This window comes from Paenibacillus sp. Dod16, from assembly GCF_049893405.1.
Taxonomy (GTDB): domain Bacteria; phylum Bacillota; class Bacilli; order Paenibacillales; family Paenibacillaceae; genus Paenibacillus_AQ.
The window spans coordinates 1-22,874 of record NZ_JBNDYG010000033.1; the positions used below are offsets into that span (position 1 = coordinate 1).

The 22,874-nt window shown below is 51.1% G+C and carries 17 protein-coding genes and 1 pseudogene; 4 read left to right on the forward strand and 14 right to left on the reverse strand.

Features of this window, described 5'->3' with window-relative positions:
- Positions 1 to 23: 23 nt before the first annotated feature.
- A complete protein-coding gene (locus tag ACPV3A_RS22640) occupies positions 24 to 110 on the forward strand; it encodes an IS3 family transposase (protein WP_426201422.1) in 87 nt (28 codons plus the stop codon).
- A gap of 79 nt (positions 111 to 189) precedes the next feature.
- Here ACPV3A_RS22640 and ACPV3A_RS22645 read toward each other — a convergent pair whose 3' ends face one another.
- From ACPV3A_RS22645 to ACPV3A_RS22690, 10 genes and pseudogenes are all read right to left on the reverse strand, one after another.
- Positions 190 to 792: a response regulator gene (locus ACPV3A_RS22645; protein WP_426201322.1), complete on the reverse strand. Its 603-nt coding sequence runs from the start codon at positions 790 to 792 to the stop codon at positions 190 to 192.
- Positions 789 to 1,922, reverse strand: coding sequence for a sensor histidine kinase (locus ACPV3A_RS22650; RefSeq protein ID WP_326095528.1), 1,134 nt, complete (start codon positions 1,920 to 1,922; stop codon positions 789 to 791). Before ACPV3A_RS22650 ends, ACPV3A_RS22645 begins: the two co-directional genes overlap by 4 nt.
- A gap of 94 nt (positions 1,923 to 2,016) precedes the next feature.
- A complete protein-coding gene (locus ACPV3A_RS22655; protein ID WP_426201325.1) occupies positions 2,017 to 3,093 on the reverse strand; it encodes a fatty acid desaturase in 1,077 nt (358 codons plus the stop codon).
- Between the two features lie 126 nt (positions 3,094 to 3,219).
- Entirely contained in the window at positions 3,220 to 4,218 is a 999-nt protein-coding gene (locus ACPV3A_RS22660; protein ID WP_194541286.1) for a Gfo/Idh/MocA family protein, read from the reverse strand.
- A gap of 50 nt (positions 4,219 to 4,268) precedes the next feature.
- On the reverse strand, positions 4,269 to 4,724 hold the full coding sequence (locus ACPV3A_RS22665) for an acyl-CoA thioesterase (protein WP_194541285.1): 456 nt from the start codon (positions 4,722 to 4,724) through the stop codon (positions 4,269 to 4,271).
- 232 nt (positions 4,725 to 4,956) lie between these two features.
- Complete coding sequence (locus ACPV3A_RS22670) at positions 4,957 to 5,952, reverse strand: ABC transporter permease (protein ID WP_426201328.1); 996 nt, start codon at positions 5,950 to 5,952, stop codon at positions 4,957 to 4,959.
- Positions 5,949 to 7,342: pseudogene (locus tag ACPV3A_RS22675) on the reverse strand (sugar ABC transporter ATP-binding protein). Before ACPV3A_RS22675 ends, ACPV3A_RS22670 begins: the two are co-directional and overlap by 4 nt.
- A gap of 144 nt (positions 7,343 to 7,486) precedes the next feature.
- A complete protein-coding gene (locus ACPV3A_RS22680; RefSeq protein WP_426201330.1) occupies positions 7,487 to 8,608 on the reverse strand; it encodes a sugar ABC transporter substrate-binding protein in 1,122 nt (373 codons plus the stop codon).
- Positions 8,609 to 8,976: 368 nt separating this feature from the next.
- Positions 8,977 to 9,612 carry an SGNH/GDSL hydrolase family protein gene (locus ACPV3A_RS22685; RefSeq protein ID WP_194541284.1) on the reverse strand — a complete coding sequence of 212 codons (636 nt, stop codon included), beginning with the start codon at positions 9,610 to 9,612 and terminating at the stop codon, positions 8,977 to 8,979.
- Between the two features lie 334 nt (positions 9,613 to 9,946).
- The gene (locus ACPV3A_RS22690) at positions 9,947 to 11,689 is read right to left on the reverse strand and encodes a dipeptide ABC transporter ATP-binding protein (RefSeq protein WP_426201332.1); all 1,743 of its coding nucleotides are present in this window, start codon (positions 11,687 to 11,689) and stop codon (positions 9,947 to 9,949) included.
- A 147-nt stretch (positions 11,690 to 11,836) separates the two neighbouring features.
- On the opposite strand from ACPV3A_RS22690, the gene ACPV3A_RS22695 reads away from it, so the two are divergent.
- The 3 genes from ACPV3A_RS22695 to ACPV3A_RS22705 all read left to right on the forward strand — a co-directional run bounded on the left by ACPV3A_RS22695 (position 11,837) and on the right by ACPV3A_RS22705 (position 16,701).
- A complete protein-coding gene (locus ACPV3A_RS22695; protein WP_220686304.1) occupies positions 11,837 to 13,279 on the forward strand; it encodes an ABC transporter permease in 1,443 nt (480 codons plus the stop codon).
- Positions 13,280 to 13,292: 13 nt separating this feature from the next.
- Positions 13,293 to 14,801, forward strand: coding sequence for an ABC transporter permease (locus ACPV3A_RS22700; protein WP_426201334.1), 1,509 nt, complete (start codon positions 13,293 to 13,295; stop codon positions 14,799 to 14,801).
- Between the two features lie 79 nt (positions 14,802 to 14,880).
- Positions 14,881 to 16,701 carry an ABC transporter substrate-binding protein gene (locus ACPV3A_RS22705; RefSeq protein WP_260067036.1) on the forward strand — a complete coding sequence of 607 codons (1,821 nt, stop codon included), beginning with the start codon at positions 14,881 to 14,883 and terminating at the stop codon, positions 16,699 to 16,701.
- A gap of 413 nt (positions 16,702 to 17,114) precedes the next feature.
- On the opposite strand, the gene ACPV3A_RS22710 is transcribed toward ACPV3A_RS22705, so the two are convergent.
- The 4 genes from ACPV3A_RS22710 to ACPV3A_RS22725 form a co-directional block, all read right to left on the reverse strand.
- Positions 17,115 to 17,660, reverse strand: coding sequence for an RBBP9/YdeN family alpha/beta hydrolase (locus tag ACPV3A_RS22710; protein ID WP_426201337.1), 546 nt, complete (start codon positions 17,658 to 17,660; stop codon positions 17,115 to 17,117).
- 321 nt (positions 17,661 to 17,981) lie between these two features.
- Positions 17,982 to 20,540: a beta-mannosidase gene (locus ACPV3A_RS22715; RefSeq protein WP_426201339.1), complete on the reverse strand. Its 2,559-nt coding sequence runs from the start codon at positions 20,538 to 20,540 to the stop codon at positions 17,982 to 17,984.
- A gap of 154 nt (positions 20,541 to 20,694) precedes the next feature.
- Positions 20,695 to 21,711: a glycosyl hydrolase gene (locus ACPV3A_RS22720; RefSeq protein WP_194541277.1), complete on the reverse strand. Its 1,017-nt coding sequence runs from the start codon at positions 21,709 to 21,711 to the stop codon at positions 20,695 to 20,697.
- 141 nt (positions 21,712 to 21,852) lie between these two features.
- Complete coding sequence (locus ACPV3A_RS22725; protein ID WP_220686308.1) at positions 21,853 to 22,848, reverse strand: carbohydrate ABC transporter permease; 996 nt, start codon at positions 22,846 to 22,848, stop codon at positions 21,853 to 21,855.
- Positions 22,849 to 22,874: the final 26 nt, after the last annotated feature.

Below are 22,874 nucleotides of genomic sequence, written 5' to 3' on the forward strand. Positions count from 1 at the left end.
GTGTTGCTGATTACATAAGTTACATAAGTTACTACAATGCTGAGCGATACCAATGGACATTAAAAAAGATGACCCCTGACGAATTCAGAGGCCATCTGCTTGCTAGTTAAGTCCAGGCTGTTTTTTATAAATCCTCCACAATTGGGGTCACAGTTCACAACCACGGGGCTTCCGGCTATTTTCGGATGATTATTTAAACCAACCTTTTTCTTTAAAACGCGTGATCGCTTCGATCCGGTTGCTGACGCCAAGCTTATCAAGAATAACGGAAATATAATTCCGCACGGTGCCCGTTGTAATAAACAGCTGATTGGCAATTTCCTTCGTATTCTTGCCGTCCGCAATCAGGCTCAGCACTTCCTTTTCCCGCTCCGTCAGCGGATTCTCTTCGCCGGAATACGCTTCATCCACCAGCTCGGAGGCGTATATTCGTCTGCCGGCCATAATGCTCCGAATGGATGCCGCCAGTTCCTCGCTCGGGCTGTCTTTAAGGAGGTAGGCGTTGGCGCCGGCCTTCACGGCACGCTCGAAATACCCCGGCCGGGCAAAGGTTGTCAAGATCATCACCTTGCAGCCAGAGCCCTTTAGTTCTTCAGCCGCTTCAAGTCCGTTCATCATCGGCATCTCAATATCCATGATGCAGATATCCGGTTTATGAAGTTTGACAAGCTGTACGGCATCCTTCCCATTACCTGCCGTCCCGACCACCTGCATATCTTCTTCCAGATCAAGCAGTGAGGCCAGGGCTCCAAGCAGCAATCGCTGATCTTCGGCTATGACAATTCGGATCATATTCCCGCCTCCTTATCCGGCATTCTGAGCACATTAGGTACACGTAGGACCAGCGTAGTCCCCTCGCCGGAAGTGAGCTCCATGCTTCCGTTTACGAATTCAAGCCGCTCTCTCATTCCCCGCAGTCCATTTCCGCGGTTTCTCGCATCGGTCACGAACCCTGTTCCATTATCCTTCACCCTCGCAACCAGATCCGTTTCCGTGGATTCGATGACAATGGAGCAAGCCGTAGCATTGCTATGTTTCACTATGTTATTCACGGCCTCTTTCAGGCACATGCTGATCACATTTTCATTCATTAACGACAGATTTTCCGGCTCTAACGTTCCCTCAAAGGTTAATTCAATCTGGGCAGCCTTTAGAATTTGCTGTATGCGGAAAATTTCATCCGTGAGCCGGGTCCCCCGCATCCGTGTCACCATCTCACGCACTTCCTGGAGTGCCGTTCTGGCCGTCTGGCGCACATCGTTGATTTCGGCCTGGGCTCTTTCCGTATCTTGCGTCATCAATTTACCGGCCAAATCACTTTTGAGGCCAATAAGAGACAGCTTCTGTCCAAGCGTATCATGCAAATCGCGGGCAATCCGCTGACGTTCCTCCAGCTTCACCAGTTCCGAAATCCGTTTGTTGGCATCCTCCAGCTGACCCTGCAGCTGATCATTCTTGTTCCGGTTATAGTTCGTCACGGGCAGCAGAATAACCCCGACTACACTGACTAGCATAAATGGCAGCTGTGTGATAAAGAACGGATTCCGCGTTAACAATCCATAATTGACCGTAATGATGGTCGTGACCAGATGGATCGAATACAGCGTGATAAACCCGGCCTTATTCTTGATGTTCCCGATGAAAAACGCGAGGAATAACGAGAAATAGATATACCCGAATACCAATGACATCGTAATCGATATCAGAATTTGCAGACTCGTCCAGAAGTAGACGAGCCAGCCTTTGGCCAGAAATGAAAGCACATAAAAGGCAAAGAACATCACAATCATCAGAGTGCCGAAGACGACCTGATAGGTAGAAGTCGACCGGAAGATGAAATAGAACGGAAGGATATAGAAAACGACCCATACATAAGGGCTCAGCCCCGTACTTTTATGAAATATCTGATACCATTTCTGCATGGAGTCCCACCTTCTGTCGGTTCAAGCTTCGTCCTTATTTCTGCCTAACGCGTATTCTTATTCATTTCTATTATAACCTCGTAGCCGCAAAGAATTACTCGCCCTGCACTCTGCGTCTGGTGCTCGCCAGGCTCTTCTCGGCTTTCGCCAATACCGATTCCTGCGGTTTACGGAGCGACTTCTTTGCTTCCCTAAATGTGACAAACACCTTTTTCTCTTCATCCCACAGACGGAAACGTATAGACTTCAAACTGGTCTTCAGTGTAATCGTTGTTGCCTTTTGCAGCGGAGGAGCGGCTTCATGCGCCTTCTCCAGGTTGTAATTAGGAACCTTCGGGCTAAGATGGTGAACGTGATGGAAGCCGATGTTGCCCGTGATCCATTGCAGGACCTTCGGAAGTTTGTAATAAGAGCTGCCTTCTACGGCTGCATTGATATAACTCCACTCTTCATCATGCTCATAGTACGTTTCTTCGAATTGATGCTGTACATAGAACAACCAAATGCCAAGCATCCCCGATACCATGAATATAGGAGCTTGAACGAGCAGGAATGCCTGCCATCCAATCGCCCAGCACAGCAATGCATACAGCGCAACAATCGAAATATTCGTTATATAATTACTGATCTTCTCCTTGCGTCTCGCACCTTTACGGTTAAAACGGTAGGTTATCAGAAAAATAGCAATAGGACCCAGTCCAAACATCACGATCGGATTACGGTAAACCCGGTAGTATAGACGCTGCCAAAAGGAAGCGGCCCCATACTCTTCAACGGTCAATACCCACATATCGCCGATTCCCCGCTTATCGAGGTTGCTGCTCGTCGCGTGATGAATCGCGTGCGTGTTCTTCCATTGTTCGTAAGGACACAAAGTAATAACGCCTGTAATCGTGCCGAGAATTTTGTTCGCCCGGCGGCTTTTAAAGAAAGATCCGTGACAACAGTCATGGAATATGATAAACGTCCGAACAACAAATCCCGATGCAATAATCGCTATGGGCATGGTCAGCCAGTATGATACGGATAAACTTAAATAGGCTGCATACCATAGCAATATCAAGGGAACCAGTGTATTGAAAAGCTGACCTATACTCGCCTTTGTGTCAATTTCTTCATAAGGGGCAACGTTCTTTTTCAAGCTGGATAGTTTGTTATCGGGTTTAGCCATAGTTGTCTTCCTCCTCGAAATGGCGCAAGGACGTTATACATGCATCACGCACTTGTCTAATCTAATTATAGATAGAATGTCACGCACGTCGTAGTCATAAACGTCATTTCGGGAGTATGACAAATATCATATATCGGTCCGGGAATCGGCCGGAAACCGCAGTCCTACCTGGCGTCTGGCCTCCTGCATGATTTCGGCCGTAATGAGGGAGTTGGCATGGGTATTGATTGCACTTTCCCGTTCGCCGCATTGGATTAAATCGATAAATTCCCGGGCTTCATAATACATCGATTCATGGGTCTGCAGCTGGGTCACGTTCTCAATGGTGCCGTCTCTGTAATGAATCTTCACATCGTAAGGCTGATTGATCTTGTCGATAATCATCGTGCCGTTCTCGCCCTGGATTTCGGCAGGGGCATAGGAATCGCTGATCTTGGAGTGCATGATCACGGCATCCATCTCGGGATAGGACAACAGCAGGCTGCCCTCGCCATCAACCCCGGAGGATAGCATATAACCGGAAGCTTTGACGGAGTCCGGTTTGCCGAACAGGGTGACCATCGGATACAGGCAATAAATCCCCAGATCCATAAGAGAGCCGTTGGAATATTCGGGGTTAAACGCATTGAGCACCGTCCCCTGCTTGAAAGCATCGTAACGGGAAGAATATTGGCAATAGCTTGCAAAATAACGCCGAATCGGACCCAGCTTGTACAGGTTGTCCCTAACGGTCTTGAAATTCGGCATCAACGTCGACTTCAGGGCTTCCATGAGCAGAACGTTGTTATTCTTCGCTGCTTCTATCATGGCGGACACTTCGGCTGCGTTAGAAGCCATCGGCTTCTCGCACAGAACATGCTTCCCGTAGTTCATGCATAATATCGCCTGATCTACGTGATAGGAATTCGGACTCGCAATGTACACTGCGTCAATCTCGTCATCCTGCAGCATCGTCACAAGATCCGTATACACTTTGGGATCCGCGTACTTCGCCGCGAAAGCCCTGCCCTTCTCTTCCGTACGGGAGTATACGGCAGCAAGTATAAATTCTTCCGTCTCCAGAGCGGCTTGGAGAAACCGCTCGGTAATCCAGTTTGTGCCGATAACGGCAAAACGGATGTTCATCCCTAATCCCTTCCCTTCTCATCTGATAATAAGTGATCTTTCACATTACGTTACATCCATCCTTCAAAAGTCGAAATCCGCTCGCGTGCCGAATCCGGAATCGGCGTACTCTTACCTGTCGCGGTGTCGATGAGCACAATGGTTCCGCGACCGGCTGCTTTTAAGGTGCCGTCCACCACGATCGCATACTGGACGTCCATGGAGGAGCGCCCGATCTCAGCCACCCGGACATGAAGCTTAAGCGGGTCCTTCAGATACAGTTGAGCAAGATACTGGCATTCCAGATCCGCAACCACCGACACCTTTTGTTTGCTGAACAGATCCTCGGTCAATCCCAGGTTCTCGAAATACTCAATGCGTCCCTGCTCAAAATACATGAAATAACTGACGTTATTGACATGACCCAGCATATCCGTTTCGCAGTACCTTATCTTTATCGGAATTTCAAAGTGAAACGTGTCCAGCCAAGCCTTGGGATCCGGTTGTATAAAGGTTGTTTTTTTCATGATGAGTCCCCTTTCTCTCTGTAAGAGACAAATGTATGTACAATTAAATCAGTCTTCTACAAGGATAGTCAATAAAAGTTCAGTCCGTCAACTACCTAACCAAATCGTGGATAACCTGCCAGAATGCAGCCGGCTATGAAAAAAGACCACCCACTCCAGAGCGAATAACCGGAGGGATGGTCTTGATAAGGATGAATGGAACAGGTTGGTCAAAATACGTGCCGCTTAGCCATCAATGTCTCTTCTTATAGTAAGTTAAGGCAAGCGCCAACGCCAGCACCGAGCCCTTCACGATATCCATTGCATAATACGGCACGGACAGCATGATCAGACCGTTTTGCAATATGCCGATCAAAACGGCGCCGACAAAGGTCCCGAGCGCGTTCGGCTTGCCGGCTCCGAATACGGAGTATCCGATGAAGGTCGCAGCGACGGCATCCATCAGATAAGGTCCGCCGGAGCCCACCTCGGCCGTCATGACGCGAGCCCCAAGGATAATCCCGCCGATGGCGGCAAACAATGCGGAGACCAGGTATGCAATCAAACGGTATTTGCTCACCGGAATCCCGGATAAAGCTGCCGCTTCTCGGTTGCCTCCGATCATGTACATATACCGTCCGTGTTTGGTATAGGTCAGGAACAGATGGACCACGAGGACCACGAGGACCATGATGATAATGATCCATGGCACCTGCCCGATCTTCTCAAACACCGCCGGAATTTTACCCGTGGCAAAATCTCCGCTCGGCAGGATCATATTCTGGGAAATGGTAGCGCCCCGTGTATATGTCAAGGCAATGCCCTGGAAGATAAACATCGTCGCCAGGGTCATCAGCATGTCGTCGATCTTGAAATTGATGACCAGAAACGCGTTGATCAGCCCGACGACCAGACAGAACAGCAGCGTGAGGCCGATGCCGATGCCGATATGTTGCCCGTGCCAGACGAACATGGAAATAACGAGCGCGTTCGCCAGTGACGCCGTTGAGCCGACGGACAGGTCAAAGCCGCCCACGGCCAGCGATACGGTCAGTCCCACGGCAATAATCGTCACGATCGAGATCGAACGGAGTATGTTAATAATGTTGCTTGTATTCAAAAAGTTGTCGGCGACGGTCCCGAATACGAGAACAAGTGCAAATACCGTGATCAACGTGCCGTATTTATATAGAAAATCAAAAGCGAAACTAGCCGCCGGCTTCTCCTTAATTGGTCTTGCYGTATTCATGTTAATCCGCCTCCTGTGCAGTAAAGCAATAGTTCCTCTTCGTTGGATGACTGCGTCGTCAGCTCCTTCGTGATGCCGCCGTCATACATCACATACACCCGATCCGTGATGCCAACGATTTCGGACAGCTCGCTGGAGGCGTACAGCACGCACTTCCCCCGCTTGGCCAGCTCGGCCACCAGATGAAAAATGTCCCGCTTCGCGCCAACGTCAACCCCTTTGGTCGGCTCATCAAAAATATACACATCGGCGTCGACCAGCAGCCATTTGCCGATTGCCACCTTCTGCTGGTTGCCCCCGGACAGGTTTCTCACTCGGGCCCGCTCGTTCGGGGTCTTTATTCCGAGCGACTCGATAATCTCCCTCGCCGCCCGCTTTTCCTTGCCGAAGCTAAGCCAGGATCCCCATCTGGAAAAACGGGACAGCACCGCAGCCGTTAAATTGACGGACACCGGCTCTTCCACGAAGACGCCTTCGCGTCGGCGTTCCTCGGTCCGAATATCGCCCGGCACAGCTCCGTTTTCCCGGCCCCGACCAGCCCGGCCAAGCCGACGATTTCTCCCTTGCGTATGTGCAGGTCAACACTGTTGATTTTGCCTGGGTCGAACATGTTCTTCACCTCGAAGCAGACGGAGCCGATCTCTCGCTGGCTATGGGGAAACTGCTGCTCCATCCTGGAGCCCAGCATGTACTCCACCACTTTGGGCTGGTCGATATTCGCAATGCGGTCACTCTTCACCAGCTGACCATCCCGCATGATCGTAATATCATCGCAGATTTCATACAGCTCCGGCAGGCGGTGCGAGATGAAAATAATGCCAACCCCATCCTGCTTCAGCTTGCGCACCAGCTTGAACAGCTGATCTGTCTCGCTGTGGCTGAGCGGCGCGGTCGGCTCGTCCAGAACCAGAATCCGGCACTGCTTGGAGACGGCTCTTGCGATCAGCACCATCTGCTTCTCCGCCAGCGTCAGCTCCGAGATCAGCTTCTTGCCGGGAACCCGGATGTTCATCCGTGCAAGAATCGACTCAGCTTCCTGATGGAGCTCCTTCCAGCGGATCAGGTGCCGCTTGCCCATATCGTGAACCGTCCGGTCGAGCATAATGTTCTCTCCGACCGTCAGGTTCGGAATGAGCGCCGTATCCACCTCTTGATAGACGATCTGAATGCCCAGATCCTTCGCTTCCTTCGGGGAACGGATGTCTGCCTTGCTCCCATCGATCCAGATCTCGCCCTCATAATGGTTGTAAGCACCCGATAGAATCTTCATTAATGTAGATTTCCCTGCGCCATTCGCGCCAATTAATGCATGTGCTGTTCCTGCGACCGTCTGAAAGTCAACATCGATTAACGCCTTAACGCCTGGAAAAGAGATTGAGATATGCTTCATTTGAAGTAAGGGTGCCGAATCCGACACGTCGGTCGATGTGGCAGTTGTTGGCTCCATAACGCTTCGCAAGTGTATTCTTCCCTTCAAATAGGATAGGGCGCCCTTATCGAAAACCGACAAGAGCGCCTGTATGAATAATGCTGTTTATTTGCCGCTTGCTTCTTTCAACGCCTTCATCCAGTCCTCTTCGAATTCGGTGCTCGTCCCCCAGCTAGGGATAATATCCGCCAGGTTGACCATGTTGACTGCTTCGGCTGCACCCTCAAGGCTGGAGCGCTCGATCAATACAGGCTCCAGATTGACCGTGGCAGGCGTTTCCTCGCCGGCAATCTTTTTAGCAAGCAAACGGACGTTGATCGCGCCGATCGTTTTCGGATCTACGGCTGCGGTAGCCACCCAAGGGCTGTCCGGCTTCTGGATCAGCTCCAGGTCCGCGTTGGATACGTCGATGCCGTAAATCTTGACCTCGGTGCGTCCCGCTTCCTCCAGCGCTCTGGCTGCGCCGATGGCGAACGCATCCCAGGTTGCGAAGATCGCATCGATTTCGCCCTTCGGATACTTCGTCAGGATGGCGGATACCGCATTTTGCGTTTCCAGCGAAGTCTGGTCGCTCGCCACGCCGAAACGCTCCACTTCCTTGATGCCCGGATTGTTCTTCAGCGTTTCCTGGTATACGGCATTACGTCGTACCATCGGCGGGAATCCGTCCACCCAGAGGTAGACGATGTTGGCTTCCGGCCCTTGCTCTTCGACCAGCTTGTCCAGTGCCAGCTTCGCCAGCTGCTCATCATCCTGCGACGTCTGGGTTACCCCTGCAATGTCGCCGATCTCCGGCAAGGAGTCAAAGGTAACGACAGGAATTCCTTTATCCGTAATCTTCTTCACGTCTTGAACGGATGCGGGATCATCTCCATGCGAAATGATAAATCCATCGTAATCGCTGTCAATGGCTTGGGCGATCGCATCGTGGAATTTAGCGGAATCCCCGTTCGCCGAGAAGGTATCTACCTTAAACCCGAGAGCCTCGCCTTCCTGCTTCGCGCCTGCCAAAAATTGCGCCGTATGATCATCGCCCCCGATTTTCCGGACGACCATCAATTTCACCGGATCCTTCTCGGCAATGCCTGCCGGCAGGTTCTCGACCTTGTCCGCCAGATTGCCTGCTCCACTACCGCCGCCGCTGCCCGATTCAGCACAGCCGGTTAAGACAATCATAAACGCTAGCACCAGCGCGGTTAATTTCCTTACGTGTTTACTGCCTCTCATGTTCTCTCTCCCCCTGTTTTCCGTTAAAAGGACTATACTAATTAATACAAGTAATCCTATAGGATTTAATTAGAGGCGTCAACCCTTATTTTCTCGCTTTAATGCATTACACCACAATGGCAAAAAAAATGAAAGTTATTTCTAACTCTCGTTCTGCCTTCTGGACGCTTTCATTCCAAACGCCAGCCCATTTGATATGTATCGGAAGCGGCTTTCTCATATTTCATATCCCGTGCAAATCCTATCAGAAAAAAAAAGAGCTCGGGAAGGCAGTGATTCACCCCCCGAGCTCTTTACCCATCCTAATCGATCAGCTCACCCAAGCTTATCCTGCAGCATTTGCATTCCGCTTTTCGCTGATAAATGAATTAATCCAAACGAACGCCCATCGTTTCAAGCCAAGCCTTCGCGATCAGCCCGTGTCCGGCCGGTGACGGATGCACGCCGTCCGGCGCCCAGTAGGCAGCTTCGCGGCGCGCCGACGCCGCAGCAAACAATCCGTCCAGCGGCACCAGCAGCGCCCCGTATTCCACTGCTAATTCGCGAACGGCCGTGATCTTCGGATCCAGATCCTCGCGCCAAACTCTGCGATCCTCCGGATGCGGCAGCACGAACGGCTCAACCAGAATCAGCTTGGCGTCAAGCGCCCCTTTGGTGCGTTCGATCAATTTACGGTAGCCGGCTTTGTAATCCTCGGTGCTTGTCGGGTCCCCGCTATCATACCGGCGCCAAGTGTCATTGATTCCGATATAGATGGATACCCAGTCCGGTTTCAAGTCCAGGCAATCCTCCTGCCATCTAGCATTCAAGTCGACGACCCGGTTTCCGCTGATCCCTCTATTCAAAAAGGTTACGTTTAACTCAGGAAATTTCATGCCGAACAACGAGTCAATCAATAGCGGGTATCCGTTCCCCAAGCTGCCGGAAAAGTTCCGGTCGCGACCGCAATCCGTAATGCTGTCTCCTTGAAATAATACGACATCCCCTTGCTGCAAACGATTCATTCCACTTCCTCCTCATCGGTATGTTGCTAATGTACGTACAATTGGAAATCCGTAGGCTCATTTCTCGTGAGAACGCTTCCTAGCATTAAATATTTGCCATGCAGGGCTCAATTCCTTTTTATGTACCATGCAAATCGTCGATTTATGAGCGAATTTTTTGGCATGACTCATTGGAAGAGAACAACGTGTATCTACGCATCTTCTCAGGAGACAGTCCGCTTTAAGCGGAAGCTTTTCTTGTGAGATCAGGATGCTAATAAGCATCTGAAGTTTATTCTTATTTACTCATATAAAAACCTGCCCCAAAATCGGGACAGGTTCTGTTATAGTTCGATTAAGCTCCGGTTGGCATGGCCACCCAATGGCCTTCCGATACTTCCACAAGCTCCGAATGCTCGAGGTTATATTTGTCCTCACCGGTGCGCTCTTCCAGCAGTACCCGTTTCTTCTTGGATTCGATCTTCGGATCGGGTACCGGAATCGCCGCGAGCAAGGACTTCGTATAATCATGCTGCGGATTGGAGTACAGCTCTTCGCTTTCAGCCAGCTCCACGATTTTGCCCATATACATAACGGCAACGCGATCGCTGATATGCTTCACCATCGACAGGTCGTGCGCAATAAACAGATAGGTCAAGCCCAGACGATGCTGCAGTTCCTCCAGCAGCTTCACGATCTGCGATTGGATCGACACGTCGAGCGCGGAGAGCGGCTCATCGCACACGATGAATTTCGGCTCCACCGCAAGCGCCCGGGCAATCCCGATTCGCTGGCGCTGGCCTCCGGAGAATTCATGCGGGTAGCGCGTGGCATAGGCCGGATCCAATCCGACCATATCCAGCAGCTCCTCGACCCGTTTCTTCCGCTCCTGCTTACTGCCGGTCAATTTGTGGACATCCAGCGCTTCGCCGATAATGTCCACCACCTTCAATCTCGGGTTGAGCGAGGCATACGGATCCTGGAAAATCATCTGCATATGGCGCCGCATGGCCTTCATTTCCGAAGGAGAAAGTCGATTTACGGACATTCCTTGATACAGCACTTCTCCGCCTGTTGGCTGGTGAAGGCGAAGGATGGCTCGTCCCGTCGTCGATTTTCCGCTGCCGGATTCCCCGACAACCCCGAGCGTTTCCCCAGCCTGAATGTGAAAGCTGATATCATTCACCGCTTTAAGCACATTACCTTTGCCCATATCAAAATACTGCTTCAAGGATTTAACCTCTAACAGAGGTCCCTTGTAATCCGTGCTTGGCACGATGATCGGCGCGGGCTTCGCTTTCTTCTTCTCGTCCAGGCGCGGAAGCGCGTTTAACAGCTTCAAGGTGTAGGGATGCTGAGGGTTCTCGAAAATTTCCTCCGTCGTTCCCGTCTCGACAATCACGCCGTCCTTCATTACCGCCACACGGTCGCACATGCCCGCAACAACGCCGAGGTCATGCGTGATCAATATAATGGAAGAACCGAAGCGATCCTGCATATTTTTCATCAGATTGAGGATCTGGGCCTGAATGGTTACGTCAAGCGCCGTCGTCGGCTCGTCCGCGATCAGCAGCGCAGGTCTGCACGCCAGGGCGATGGCGATCATCACCCGCTGCCGCATGCCGCCCGAGAACTCGTGCGGATATTGATTATAACGCGCTTCGCTGTTCGGGATGCCGACCAGCTTCAGCATCTCAAGCGCCTGCTGCTTCGCTTCCTGCTTGGACAGCTTCTGGTGTTTGACCAGGCTCTCTGATATTTGTTCCCCGATTCGGATCGTCGGATTAAGCGAGGTCATCGGATCCTGAAAAATCATCCCGATATCGCGACCGCGGATGCTCTCCATCTCTTTCTCGGTTTTCTCCGCCAGGTTCTGGCCAAGGAACAGAATCTCCCCATCCTTCATATAAGAAGGCGGGGAAGGCAGCAGCCGCATGATCGAGCGTGCGGTGACGCTTTTGCCGCTTCCCGATTCCCCAACGATTCCGAGCGTTTCCCCTTTCTTCACTTCAAAGCTGACCCCACGCACCGCGTGAAATTCTGAATCACGGGATTGAAAGGCTACACTCAAATTTCTAACCTGCAATATCGGTTCCAACTCTGCTCACCTGCCATTATGCGTTTATGTCATTAAAGTAATATCATCTACAACTCTTATAATCTATTGACTTTTAAAATAGGCTAAAATAAAATATACTATATCACTCGGAATAATGCAATTTGAAACAAGGAGGAAAGGCAGCTTATGGGGGGGACAGAAGCAGCAAGACCAAACAGACTCATAGGTTCGATAAGCAGCACATACAGTAAGATCCTTCTGAATCCTTCTTATAGATATTTACTATTATTATTGGGAGCGCCCGTGAATCTCGTGGTCTTCCTATTTTATTTGGTTCAGAGAAAGAAGGACGACTACGCGGCGGCTGAGAACCGCATACGCAGCGAGATGCTGGCTGCCGGAGATCTGGAGGCCCTTCGCTCCGAGATTATGGAGCAGCAGAAGCGCAAGCACGACTTCTTCAAGCAAAAAGTCAATGAGGGGCAGCTTCGGCAGGAAGTCGACAAAATCGTAGAAGCAAGATTCCGGGAAGTCCTTAAGGAACGGACTGTCAAGGAACTGAAACTGAGCAACCGGAAACGGTTGACCATGGCCGATACGTTTGGTTCTCTCATCGAGAATCCGTTGTTCTTCATTATATCACTTATTCCGGGCTTGCTGATGTACATCCTTATTTTTTTGTACAGCAATCCTTACCTGAAATATATTCTGGAGAGACTCGTGATGACGATCTTCGTTATCTTCGGGGTAGCGGTGCTCGTCTTTACGATTCTCCACTTGTCGCCGTTCAACCCGGCGGCCAACATTCTGGGCGAGACGGCAACGCCGGAACAGATCGCGGCTTTTAACAAAATGCACGGACTGGATCAGGGCTATCTCACGCAGCTGTGGAACAACATTAAGGGAATCGCCTACTTCGATCTCGGCAAATCCTTCTCGGGCAATGAAGAGATTACTTCAAGCATCGCCAGAAAGTTCCCGATTACGCTGACGCTTACGGTCATTTCCCTGATTATCGCGATTGTGATCGCATTGCCGATCGGGATTATCTCGGCTACGAGACCGAATTCGTTTTTTGATTATACGTTTATGTTTATTGCGCTGATCGGGCTGTCCATTCCAAACTTCTGGCAGGGACTGATCTTCATCCTGAATTTCTCGATCAAGCTGCAGTGGCTCCCCGCCACCTTTAACCCTGAGAACTGGTTGTCCATGATCATGCCGGTGATCGTGCTCGGTACCGGACTTACCGCTTCGGTAGCGAGAATGACGCGCTCCTCTACGCTGGAGGTTATTAATGAAGATTACATGATCACGGCCAGAGCGAAGGGGCTCAGCAAGGGCACCATTCTGATGAAGCATGCTGTCCGCAACGCCATCATTCCGATCATTACGGTCATCGGACTTCAGTTCGGCGGAATGCTCGGCGGCTCTGCCGTTACGGAGAAGGTATTCAACATCAGCGGAATCGGCAGCTACATCGTCGATAAACAATTCATCCCTGACATCCCGGCCATTATGGGCGGCGTCGTTTACACCGCCATTACCATATCGCTGGTGAACGTCATCATTGATATCTTGTACGCGTTCTTCGATCCACGGATCAGGTCCAAGATGAAACAATACTAAAGCAGGTGTACTCATGATCAAGAAGCTTCTTTCTAAACAAGAAACCAAACACCAGCTGAAATCCTCACACGAGTACAGTCAAGCCAGCTTCACATGGGTTATTTCTTTGACCTTAACGGTGATCCTGCTTCTGAACAGCTTTGATTTCACTGGGGGAACCATCAAACCGTGGGTGTTCGCCGCCTTTGCGGCATATGCATTGTTCACCATCATTCAGATCATCATTACGCTGTTGATCCGCAGAGATCTTCAAAGCCAGGGAGAAATCCGGCGCTCGACAAGGATCCTGGGATACATTCAGCTGCTGAGCATTGTCACAGGAAATCTGTTTACCGTCACGTTCGGTTTCAATCTGATAAAAAAACAGAAGCCTCCTGAATATACAATTGCCGTCTACATGCTGTTAACCCAGCTGTTTGTCATTGCGGTCTCGGCACTGAATCTGTTCAAGCCTTACGTCTCGAATACATTCCTGCCAGCGATGGCCTTGCTTCTGATTATTGCAGTCATTCAGCTGATCGCGCTTATACTCGTTGCCCGATATGTTACAACGAATTCTGCACCTCCCCGGATGGCCTGGCTTGCCTTTCCGCTCATTCTGACTGCGGTGACGGGTAATATTTTTGCCTTGGTGCTCGGCATCAACCTGCTTGCGAAAATACGCAAGAACGGCAATCCGGCGATGACCCGCTGGGGTGACGTGTGGGTGAAGCTTACTGCCAACCAGGCGGCCATGTCCGGACTGTTCTTTGTGATCTTCCTGTTCTGTCTGTCGGTAAGCAGTCTGTTTACCTTTGATTACAGCATCGCGATCGATAACAATTACAGTGCCATCCTGCAGCCGCCAAGCCTTGTGTACCCATTCGGTACGGACAACTTCGGCCGGGATTTGTTCTCCCGAATCGTATTCGGTGCCCGAATCTCGCTGATCGTCGGATTTGCCTCTACAGCGATCCCGGTTGTCATCGGCGGTGTTCTCGGTGCCATCTCCGGCTACTATGGCCGCCATACCGACAACATCATCATGCGTTTGCTGGACGTGCTGTACGCCATTCCGGGCATCCTGCTCGCCATTGCGATCATTGCTGCATTCGGAGCCAACACCGTCAATCTCATCCTGGCGCTCAGCGTAGGCGCAATTCCGACTTATGCGAGAACCATGAGGGCGAACGTGCTCCTGGTCTCCACCTTTGAATATGTCGATGCGGCCAGAGCTTTCGGCTCCAGCAATTTCTCGATTATATTCAAGCATATTGTTCCTAACTCGCTTGCACCCATGATTGTCAAATCTACGCTAACCATTGGTGCAGCCGTCATCTCGACGAGCAGCTTGAGTTATCTGGGTCTCGGCGTTGAGCCGCACATCCCGGAATGGGGGAATATCCTGAAGATCGGAAGCACGTATCTTGAGACGCATTCCTACTTGGCCATTTATCCGGGTCTAGCCATCATTGGGCTTGTCCTGTCCTTCAACTTCCTTGGCGACGGACTGCGGGATGCCCTGGATCCTAAACTGGATTAAAACTTTTCGTGCCCTCGGCACACTAACTATCGGTTTCAAAAAATATTTTATATATATACAACTCAGGAGGGTATCACCAATGAAAAAGAGTTCCTTGCTGTTACTGTTTCTCTCGCTAGTCATTGTACTGGCCGGATGCAACGTAACAACCAAAGATGATGCACAGCAAAATCAGCAAGAACCATCGGATACAGCAACAGACACATCCGCTGTTAATATTGAACTGCTTGGCATGAGCTCGAACGAATCCGATGTCAACATCATTCGCGACCAGCTCACGAAGAACGGCTTCAACGTGAAGCTGAATCTGCAGGCGGACTACGGCAGCTTCAAGGCACAGCAGGATGCCGGCAACTACGACATCGCGCTGTCCAGCTGGACTACCGTCACGGGTAACCCTGACTATGCCGTTCGTTCCCTGTTCAAAACCGGCGGCGACTACAGCATCCTGTCCGACGAAGAAGTGGACAAGCTGATCGACCAAGCGGCTACGCAAACGCCAGAAGACGCTGTTGAAACTTACAAACAATTGGAACAACGTCTTGTAACAGACAAAGCTTATATCGCACCATTGTACATCTCCCTGAAGAGCCAAGCGTTCAACAAGGATGTACTGGACGAAAATTCCGTTCGTCTCTCGAAATCCCGTTCCCTTCCTTGGGAAGCCGTTGATTTCAAAGACCAATCCAAGCGTGCTTCGCAGCCGCTGATTCTGTCCCAATCGATCTCCGAACTGACTTCTCTTGATCCAATCAAGGGTAATGACGGTTCCATCAACATCATCAACACCAACATGAACGTACGTCTGATCAACCTGACCGATGATGACAAGATCACATCCGAAGGCTCGCTGTCTTATAACCATGCCATTGGCGAAGGCAACTCGGAGTATTACTTCATTCTAAGAGACGACATTAACTTTGCTAAAATCACAAACAAAAAAGCAGAAGATTCCGGCGAGCGCGTTGGCGCTGACGATGTCATCTTCTCCATGAACAGAGCCAAAGACAAAAATTCGGTACCGGATCACCGCACCTACACGCTTCACGAGCATATCAACACGGTTGAAGCTGTAACCGATCTGAGCGCACTGGAGAACACCAAAGTATCCGGTGGCAGCGAAAGCATTAAGGATGCGCTGGAAGCCGGCTTGGATACCAAGATCACTTCCCTCGTTGACGACAAGAATCAAGCAAGCACGAAAGACGGTAAATACCAAGTCATTAAATTGACGACCACCGAGCCGTTCCCGCAAGTGTTGAACTACCTGGCTCACCAATCGGCCGGTATCGTATCGAAGAAACAAGTGGAATCCATCAACACGTATGACGTTGAGAAATTCGATGTGAACAAAGACATCCCTTACGGCGACCAAAACACGGTAACCGAAGGTGACAAATATAACAACACGCTGTATGCCAGCGGTCCTTATATTCTGTCTTCCAAAAATGACTATGAAGCGACCTTCTTCAAAAACCCTGGCTACATGAAGGGCACCGAGCACGAACCGAAAATCGAGCAAGTGAAAGTGCGCTTTATCAAGGATGCGGACAGCACGCTTTCCGCACTGCGCAGCGGCGAGATTCATTTGTACTACGGCGTTCCTGAAACGAAATACGATGTGGTTAAAGGCGACAGCAAGCTGAAGCTGCAAACGATCGAAAGCAACGCCGTATCCTACTTGCTGTTCAACACGAAGAACCGTGATGTGGCAACAAGCGATGATCTGAGAAGAGCCGTGCTCTACTCCATCAACCAGGATGAAATTTTGACTTACTACAACAATAACAAAATCAAAGCCTACTCCACCGTCAGCCCAATCGTAAAAACCGGCAACGAGCTGGTGGCCGATCCGGCGAAGGTGAAGGAATTCTTGAGCGCATATAAAGCGAGCAAGTAAAAAAGAGGACGACATTAGCGAAAAGCTGATGTCGTCTTTTTTGATGCGAGGTTTATATAGGCGCCGCTTAACTTCTGGCTCCCATAGCATCGCAATGGGAGTAAGGAATTCTTTTGCATCGCTCCGGCTGTTTTTTTGCATCGCTCCGCATGCGGATGATTCTTCCGATCTCTGTTGCCCCCAGATTTCCATGAATGAATGGGCCAGTGTAGAAATCCGGGGGCGGTTTACGCTTACGATGCAGCTTTCTTTCAGAAAGCTTTCGGGAGACCGCTATCGCTTCTCCAGAATCATTCCGCCTTCTCCGCTGGAGCAGTACCTTTTAGGATAACAATTTTGGCTCATGCTTCGATGCGCTTCACATAAACCATGGACGAATGATTCGCCACGCGGCAGCTAATCTCGTCCCTTTTTTATCTACGCTTGATATCGTCCACAAGCTCGGGCAAGCCCTCGCGGAAGTAATGATCGTCACCCTCGTATGCCCGGGTGACGGCTTGGGGCAGCTGCTTCGCGTAGTGCTGGGCGTGCGCGAAAGGTACTACTGGATCGTGACGGCTGTGATATAGAATTAACTTTGATATGTGCGGTAGCTTGGCTGCAAATGACTTGGATAACGTGTACTCTTCATGCTGCCAATTCTCGTCCTTGCCCCAATAGGGGGCTGCGACCAAGAACAGTCCAGAGATGGTTCGCTTGCAGCCTTCTTCCGAGAGATATTTCAGTAGCACCGAGCCGCCTAGGGAATGGCCTATGAGGAAAAGCTCCTCATCCAGTTCCTCGATTTCACTAGCTATCTGCGCTTTCCACAGAGCACAATCCAGATTCTCGGGCATGCCTGGGGGTATAACATGATAAGCTTCACCGAGCTGTTCTTGTAGATGGGCGATCAAGCCGCTGCTGCCTTGGTGAATACCTTGCGGGCCTGCACTATGGATGAACAAAACTTGTTTTTTCATGTTCAGCCTCCTTCCCGATCTTTGCTTATGGGGTATGAGCATGTCCAACAGGATGTGTACCAACCTAGAATAACTGATAGCAGCGTGCCGGATTTCTTTTCGTTTGCTGACATCCGACCTGTATCACAACCCATGGACCCTTTATCACATAACGGTATCCAGATCAAGGTGTCGACCCCCGTGATCACCCGCTTATGATTAAGCCAACAAAGAAATGGTTAGCATCAAATTCATGGGTCCACTAAAGACAAACAAGCCGCCCCTTCACCAGAATCGTTTGAAGGGACGGCTCTTTTTAGCGGATCTATTATGGTCTCTTTTTTATATCGCCAGCACCATCGCCGGGTCAATGCAATCAGCCATGGACCGAACCTCGACCTGACCTGGCTTGCCAGGTACGAATGCCTGCTCTCCGTTGTTTCGGCAGCTGAAGGAAACCGTCATCGGAATGCCCGGTATCAAGTCGAAGAAGTTATCGCTATAGAAGCCTTCCGCTTCCGACGACAGCCATACGTGGCGGGCAAGCACGTTGCTCTCCAGCACAAACGTGGTGCCGTTGCTTCCCTCGACCTCTTTCACGTGGATGGTCGGGCTATGCAGACGAAGTTGTTTGTCATTCACGAAATAGAATGTTTTGCTGTCCACCTCGTCTCCGTCCTTAAGCAATTGCGCCAACAGCACGACCTCGGCTGGATCATGTCCACGAAGCAGTTCCTCGTTCACAGCTCGGAACACAACGAGCGACGCTTGCTCTTCCGCACGGATCGATTGCTCCGATACATAGAGCTCTTTGCCGTTAAAATCGAATAACTGAACCTTAAGAGTCCCTTGGACCTCTTCTGAAATGTCAGATACAAGATGGACCAGAATGTCGGAGTCCTTGGACTCGATCGACAGACTCACATCCCGGAAACTGCGCTTGGCCACATATTGCAGCGCCTTCCATCTGCCGAGATAATCCATGCCCGCCCACGAAGCGACTGGCCAGCAGTCATTCATCTGCCAGTACAATGTACCCATGCAGTACGGTTTGTTGCGGCGATGGGCTTCAATCGCCATCTTCATTGCTTCGGCCTGCTGAATCTGGCTCATATGCAGGAAAGCTTCAAAATCCTTCGGCTCGTTATAATATTGATCCATATAAGTCTTGATCAAGCGATTGCCGGCACCGTTCTTCTGGTGCGCCAGCATAACCGTTGACTCCAGCTCCATATCACCGTCTTCGGCGTAGGTACGGACCGTCTTCGGTTCCGGGAAGGACTGGAATCCGTATTCACTCATGAACCGGCCGACATAAACATTGTAGTTATCAAACGGCTCCGTATTATGCCATACGCCCCAGTAATGAATATCTCCGCTCGTTGTGGACGGATTGGCGTGCTGCTCCTTGTCATGGCTGAGCGATACCAGCGGGGATGAAGGCCAATACTCCGCTCCCGGTGCATAACCGGTTACAGCCTCAGGCAGAATTTCGTGGAATACCTTTTCGTAGTCGCTCCAGATCTTCTCGCGGAGTTCCTCGGTATAGTCCTGCTTCCAGCCCCAGCCGCCCTTCTCTTCATAATGCGCCCATGCAGAATCAATCTCGTTGTTGCCGCACCAGAGCACGATGCTCGGATGATTCCGCAGACGGACCAGGTTCTCCTCCGCTTCCAGCCGCACGTTCTCCAGAAACGCCTCATCGCCTGGATACATGCTGCAAGCGAACATGAAGTCCTGCCATACCATGATTCCATATTCATCACACAGATCGTAGAATACGTCCTCTTCATAAATACCGCCGCCCCATACGCGCAGCATGTTCATGTTGGACTCCGCTGCGGATGCGATTTCATGACGGTAGCGCTCTGCCGTCACTTCCGTTATGAAGCTGTCATTCGGGATATGGTTTGCCCCCTTGGCAAACACAGGCGTGCCGTTAAGCTCGATGTAAAAAGAAGTGCCGCGGCTATCCCGTTCCCGTACCAGCTTGACGGTGCGAAGGCCGGTTCTAACCTCTTTTCCTGCAACGATCCGTTCCGCTTCCACCAGCTCGGCATGGAACGAATACAGATGAGCCTCGCCCAGGCCGCGGCACCACCACAGCTTCGGCTCCGCAATCGCAAGATTTAATTCAACCGAGTGACGGCCTTCTTCAAGCTGTACCTGCTGTTCCCATACCTGACTGCCTGCGGTTACGCGCAGCACCCCTTGCCATGGTTGCCCCGCTTCGATTGCAGCTACCGCGGTAACTCTAGCCATGTCAGCCGTAATCTCATCCTGACGGATGAACAAGTCATCGATTCGCACCTCGGACCAAGCCTCAATCCGGGCTTCCCGCCAGATTCCGCTGGTCACAAACCGCGGTCCCCAATCCCAGCCATAATGATAAGGCGCTTTACGGGAAAATATGCTCAGTTTCTGATCGCCCAGGCCTCCAAGCTCAGACTGGTCATTCGTAGCCGGCAGCGGATATCCGAGCTTTGCAAGCTTCGGCAGATCCTCCTGGATAGGGGAACGGAAGCGAATGTTAATCACGTTGCCGGAAGTCTTTAGCTGCGATTTCACATCGATCCGCCATGAACGGAACATATTATCCGCGGAAAGCACATTCGTCCCGTTGATGAATACGTCCGCGTAGGTATCCAGGCCGTCAAACACGAGTTCAATGCGGGATTGGGCGCTCAAATTCGGATCCAGGTCAAATGTCGTCTCATACTCCCAATCCTTCTTGTCGATCCACTGTAGGTCATGCTCATTCGTTCCGTAGAAGGGATCCGGGATTTTGCCATTTTTCAGCAGGTCCGTGTGTACGCAGCCCGGCACCTGTGCCGGAAGCCACTCGGATTCGTCGCACGCTTTGAATTTCCATTGGTTTAAGGTCATAACGTTATGATTCATGATGTAGTCTCTCCATCTCTATATATTTATTTGATGCGGATCGGGTCATATTCCATACAGATATGGCTTCTCCGCGCATCAGCTTGTTCTCCACTCTAGCTCTACAGTCGTTACTTGCGTCTTATGCCTGCATCCCTGTCAGATGCAAGGCCGCTCAGCCTTTCAGATCCGGAAGCTCATCCAGCGTGACCGTAAACGGATGATGATAGGTTCGGATCAGCTGCTGCTCGTCCGTATACTCTTCTGAATACCTCCGTTTATTTCCTTCTTCTGTGAACACGAAGTTTCCATACCACGTGCAATTCCATGCCCACGGGCATCCGTCCTCCAGCATGAGATCGGGGTCGGGAATGACGCCGTTCTCGGTCAGCGCAATGATTTTTGCCGTATCCGTATACGATAAAGCCGTGCGGAACCGCTCAGATTGCGAACCGTAATCCCGGGCAGGCGGGTAAATGTCCTCTCCGATGATATCGACGTAGGAATCGCCCGGATACCAATCTTTGTGCTGCCCGTTCCATACCCAGATGAGGTTGTTCAATTCGTGGTGATGCGTCATGCGTTCGTACATCAGCTTCCAGAGCGCGATGCAAGGCTCGGGGCCTTTGGCCCCCCACCAGAACCAGCCTCCCGAAGCCTCGTGCAGTGGTCTCCACAGCACCGGAATGCCGGCATCCTGCAGACGCTTGAGCTCGGCAGCGATAGCATCGATATCCCGGATGATAAGGCCGTACTCTTCAGATGAAGGCTCCGCCATCGCCTGTGCGATATCAAAGGTTGTCGCATTGGTGTAAAAGCCTCTGCCCCAGGTCCGATCCGGCGGCAAATCCACCAAATCCTTCGGGGCGTTCCAGTGCCAGCAGAAGGTCACGATCCCGCCGCGATTCCACCACTTCATCGCCAGATCCGTGTCCTGACACTCGGCTCCGCGCTCCACCCGTGAAGGCGAGTAATTCATGAAATCGAATCCGCCGACGGCAGGGTATTTCCCCGTGACCTCGTGGATCATGTCGAACTCCGGCGTGGATACAACGCCAATCTGCTGCCCTGTCAGCATCCGTTTGCCATAGATGCTGCACAAATACTCCATTAGCCGTTTGGCTTGATCGGAAGCGGCCGGGTTGATCAGGTCCGGCTGGACCTCAAAGCGGGTGCTGCTTGCTTTTGTCATGCGATTCACTCCTGTCCTGTAAGTTCTTATTAGGTGAAGGTTGCCGCCCGCAACAAAGCACAAGACTTATCCTCCGACACGGCATTCTATCCTGCGAGATGATATCGATCCTTCGGCGATGCACCTGTCCTGCAGCAGCTTTTACCCGACAACTCCGGTACGCTCCACGCTCTCCACAAAGTGGCGCTGCACGAACAAATACAGTCCAATAAGAGGTAGAATGGCCAGCAATATCCCCGTATCTACCACGAGTGCCACGTAGTTCGGATCGGCTTTGGCCGATGAACCAAGTCCCATCAGCGCCGGGAGAAACTGGTTCGCGTCCGCGGGCAGGGAAGCGATCTTCAGCGGCATCAGCGACTGCTCGCTCATAAAGAGCGAAGTATAGAAGGTGTCATTATACTGCCAGACGAACGAGAACAGGGTCACCGTAATAAGCGGCGGAATCGCATTGGGAAGCATGATCGCAAAAAATGTCTTAATCCCGCCTGCACCGTCAATCAGCGCAGCTTCCTCAATCTCCTTCGGGAGCCCCCGGAAAAATTGACGGAAGATATAAATGAACAGTCCGGCTTTAAGCCCGGTGGCCGTAGCCGAAGTAATAATCGAGGGCCAGTAGCTGTTCAGCAGGTTAACACCTTCTTTTCCGGTAAACAAATGAACCAGCCCCAGAATATCAAAGCTGCGAAAATGCAAATACATCGGTACCATCAGCGTGCTCATCGGAATCAGGATCGTCAGCACGACCAGGCCGAACAGCAGGTTGCTTCCTGGAAAGGTGAACCGGGCAAAGCCATATCCGGCAAGCGCGGTCGACATCGTGGTCAGCAGCATCGTGATGAATACGTAAATCATCGTGTTCAGCAGCAGCGGCCAATAATCCAGCAGGTCGAGCACGAGCTTGAAGTTATCCAATGTGAAATGCACCGGAATCATATAAATCGTTGGATTATAAATATCCTGTTTGTCTTTAAAGGCCACAGAGAACTTGGAGATGATCGGATAGATGATGATGAATGTAATGCCGATGATCAGCAGGTAGCGGAACACCGCCCACAGAATAGGCAGCGCCTTGTTCTTGAACCGGTTCATTCGTTCCTGAGCCGTTTCGTCCGAGCGATCCCGAATCGATGCCATACGGACCTCCTTTTTTCCTGTACCGT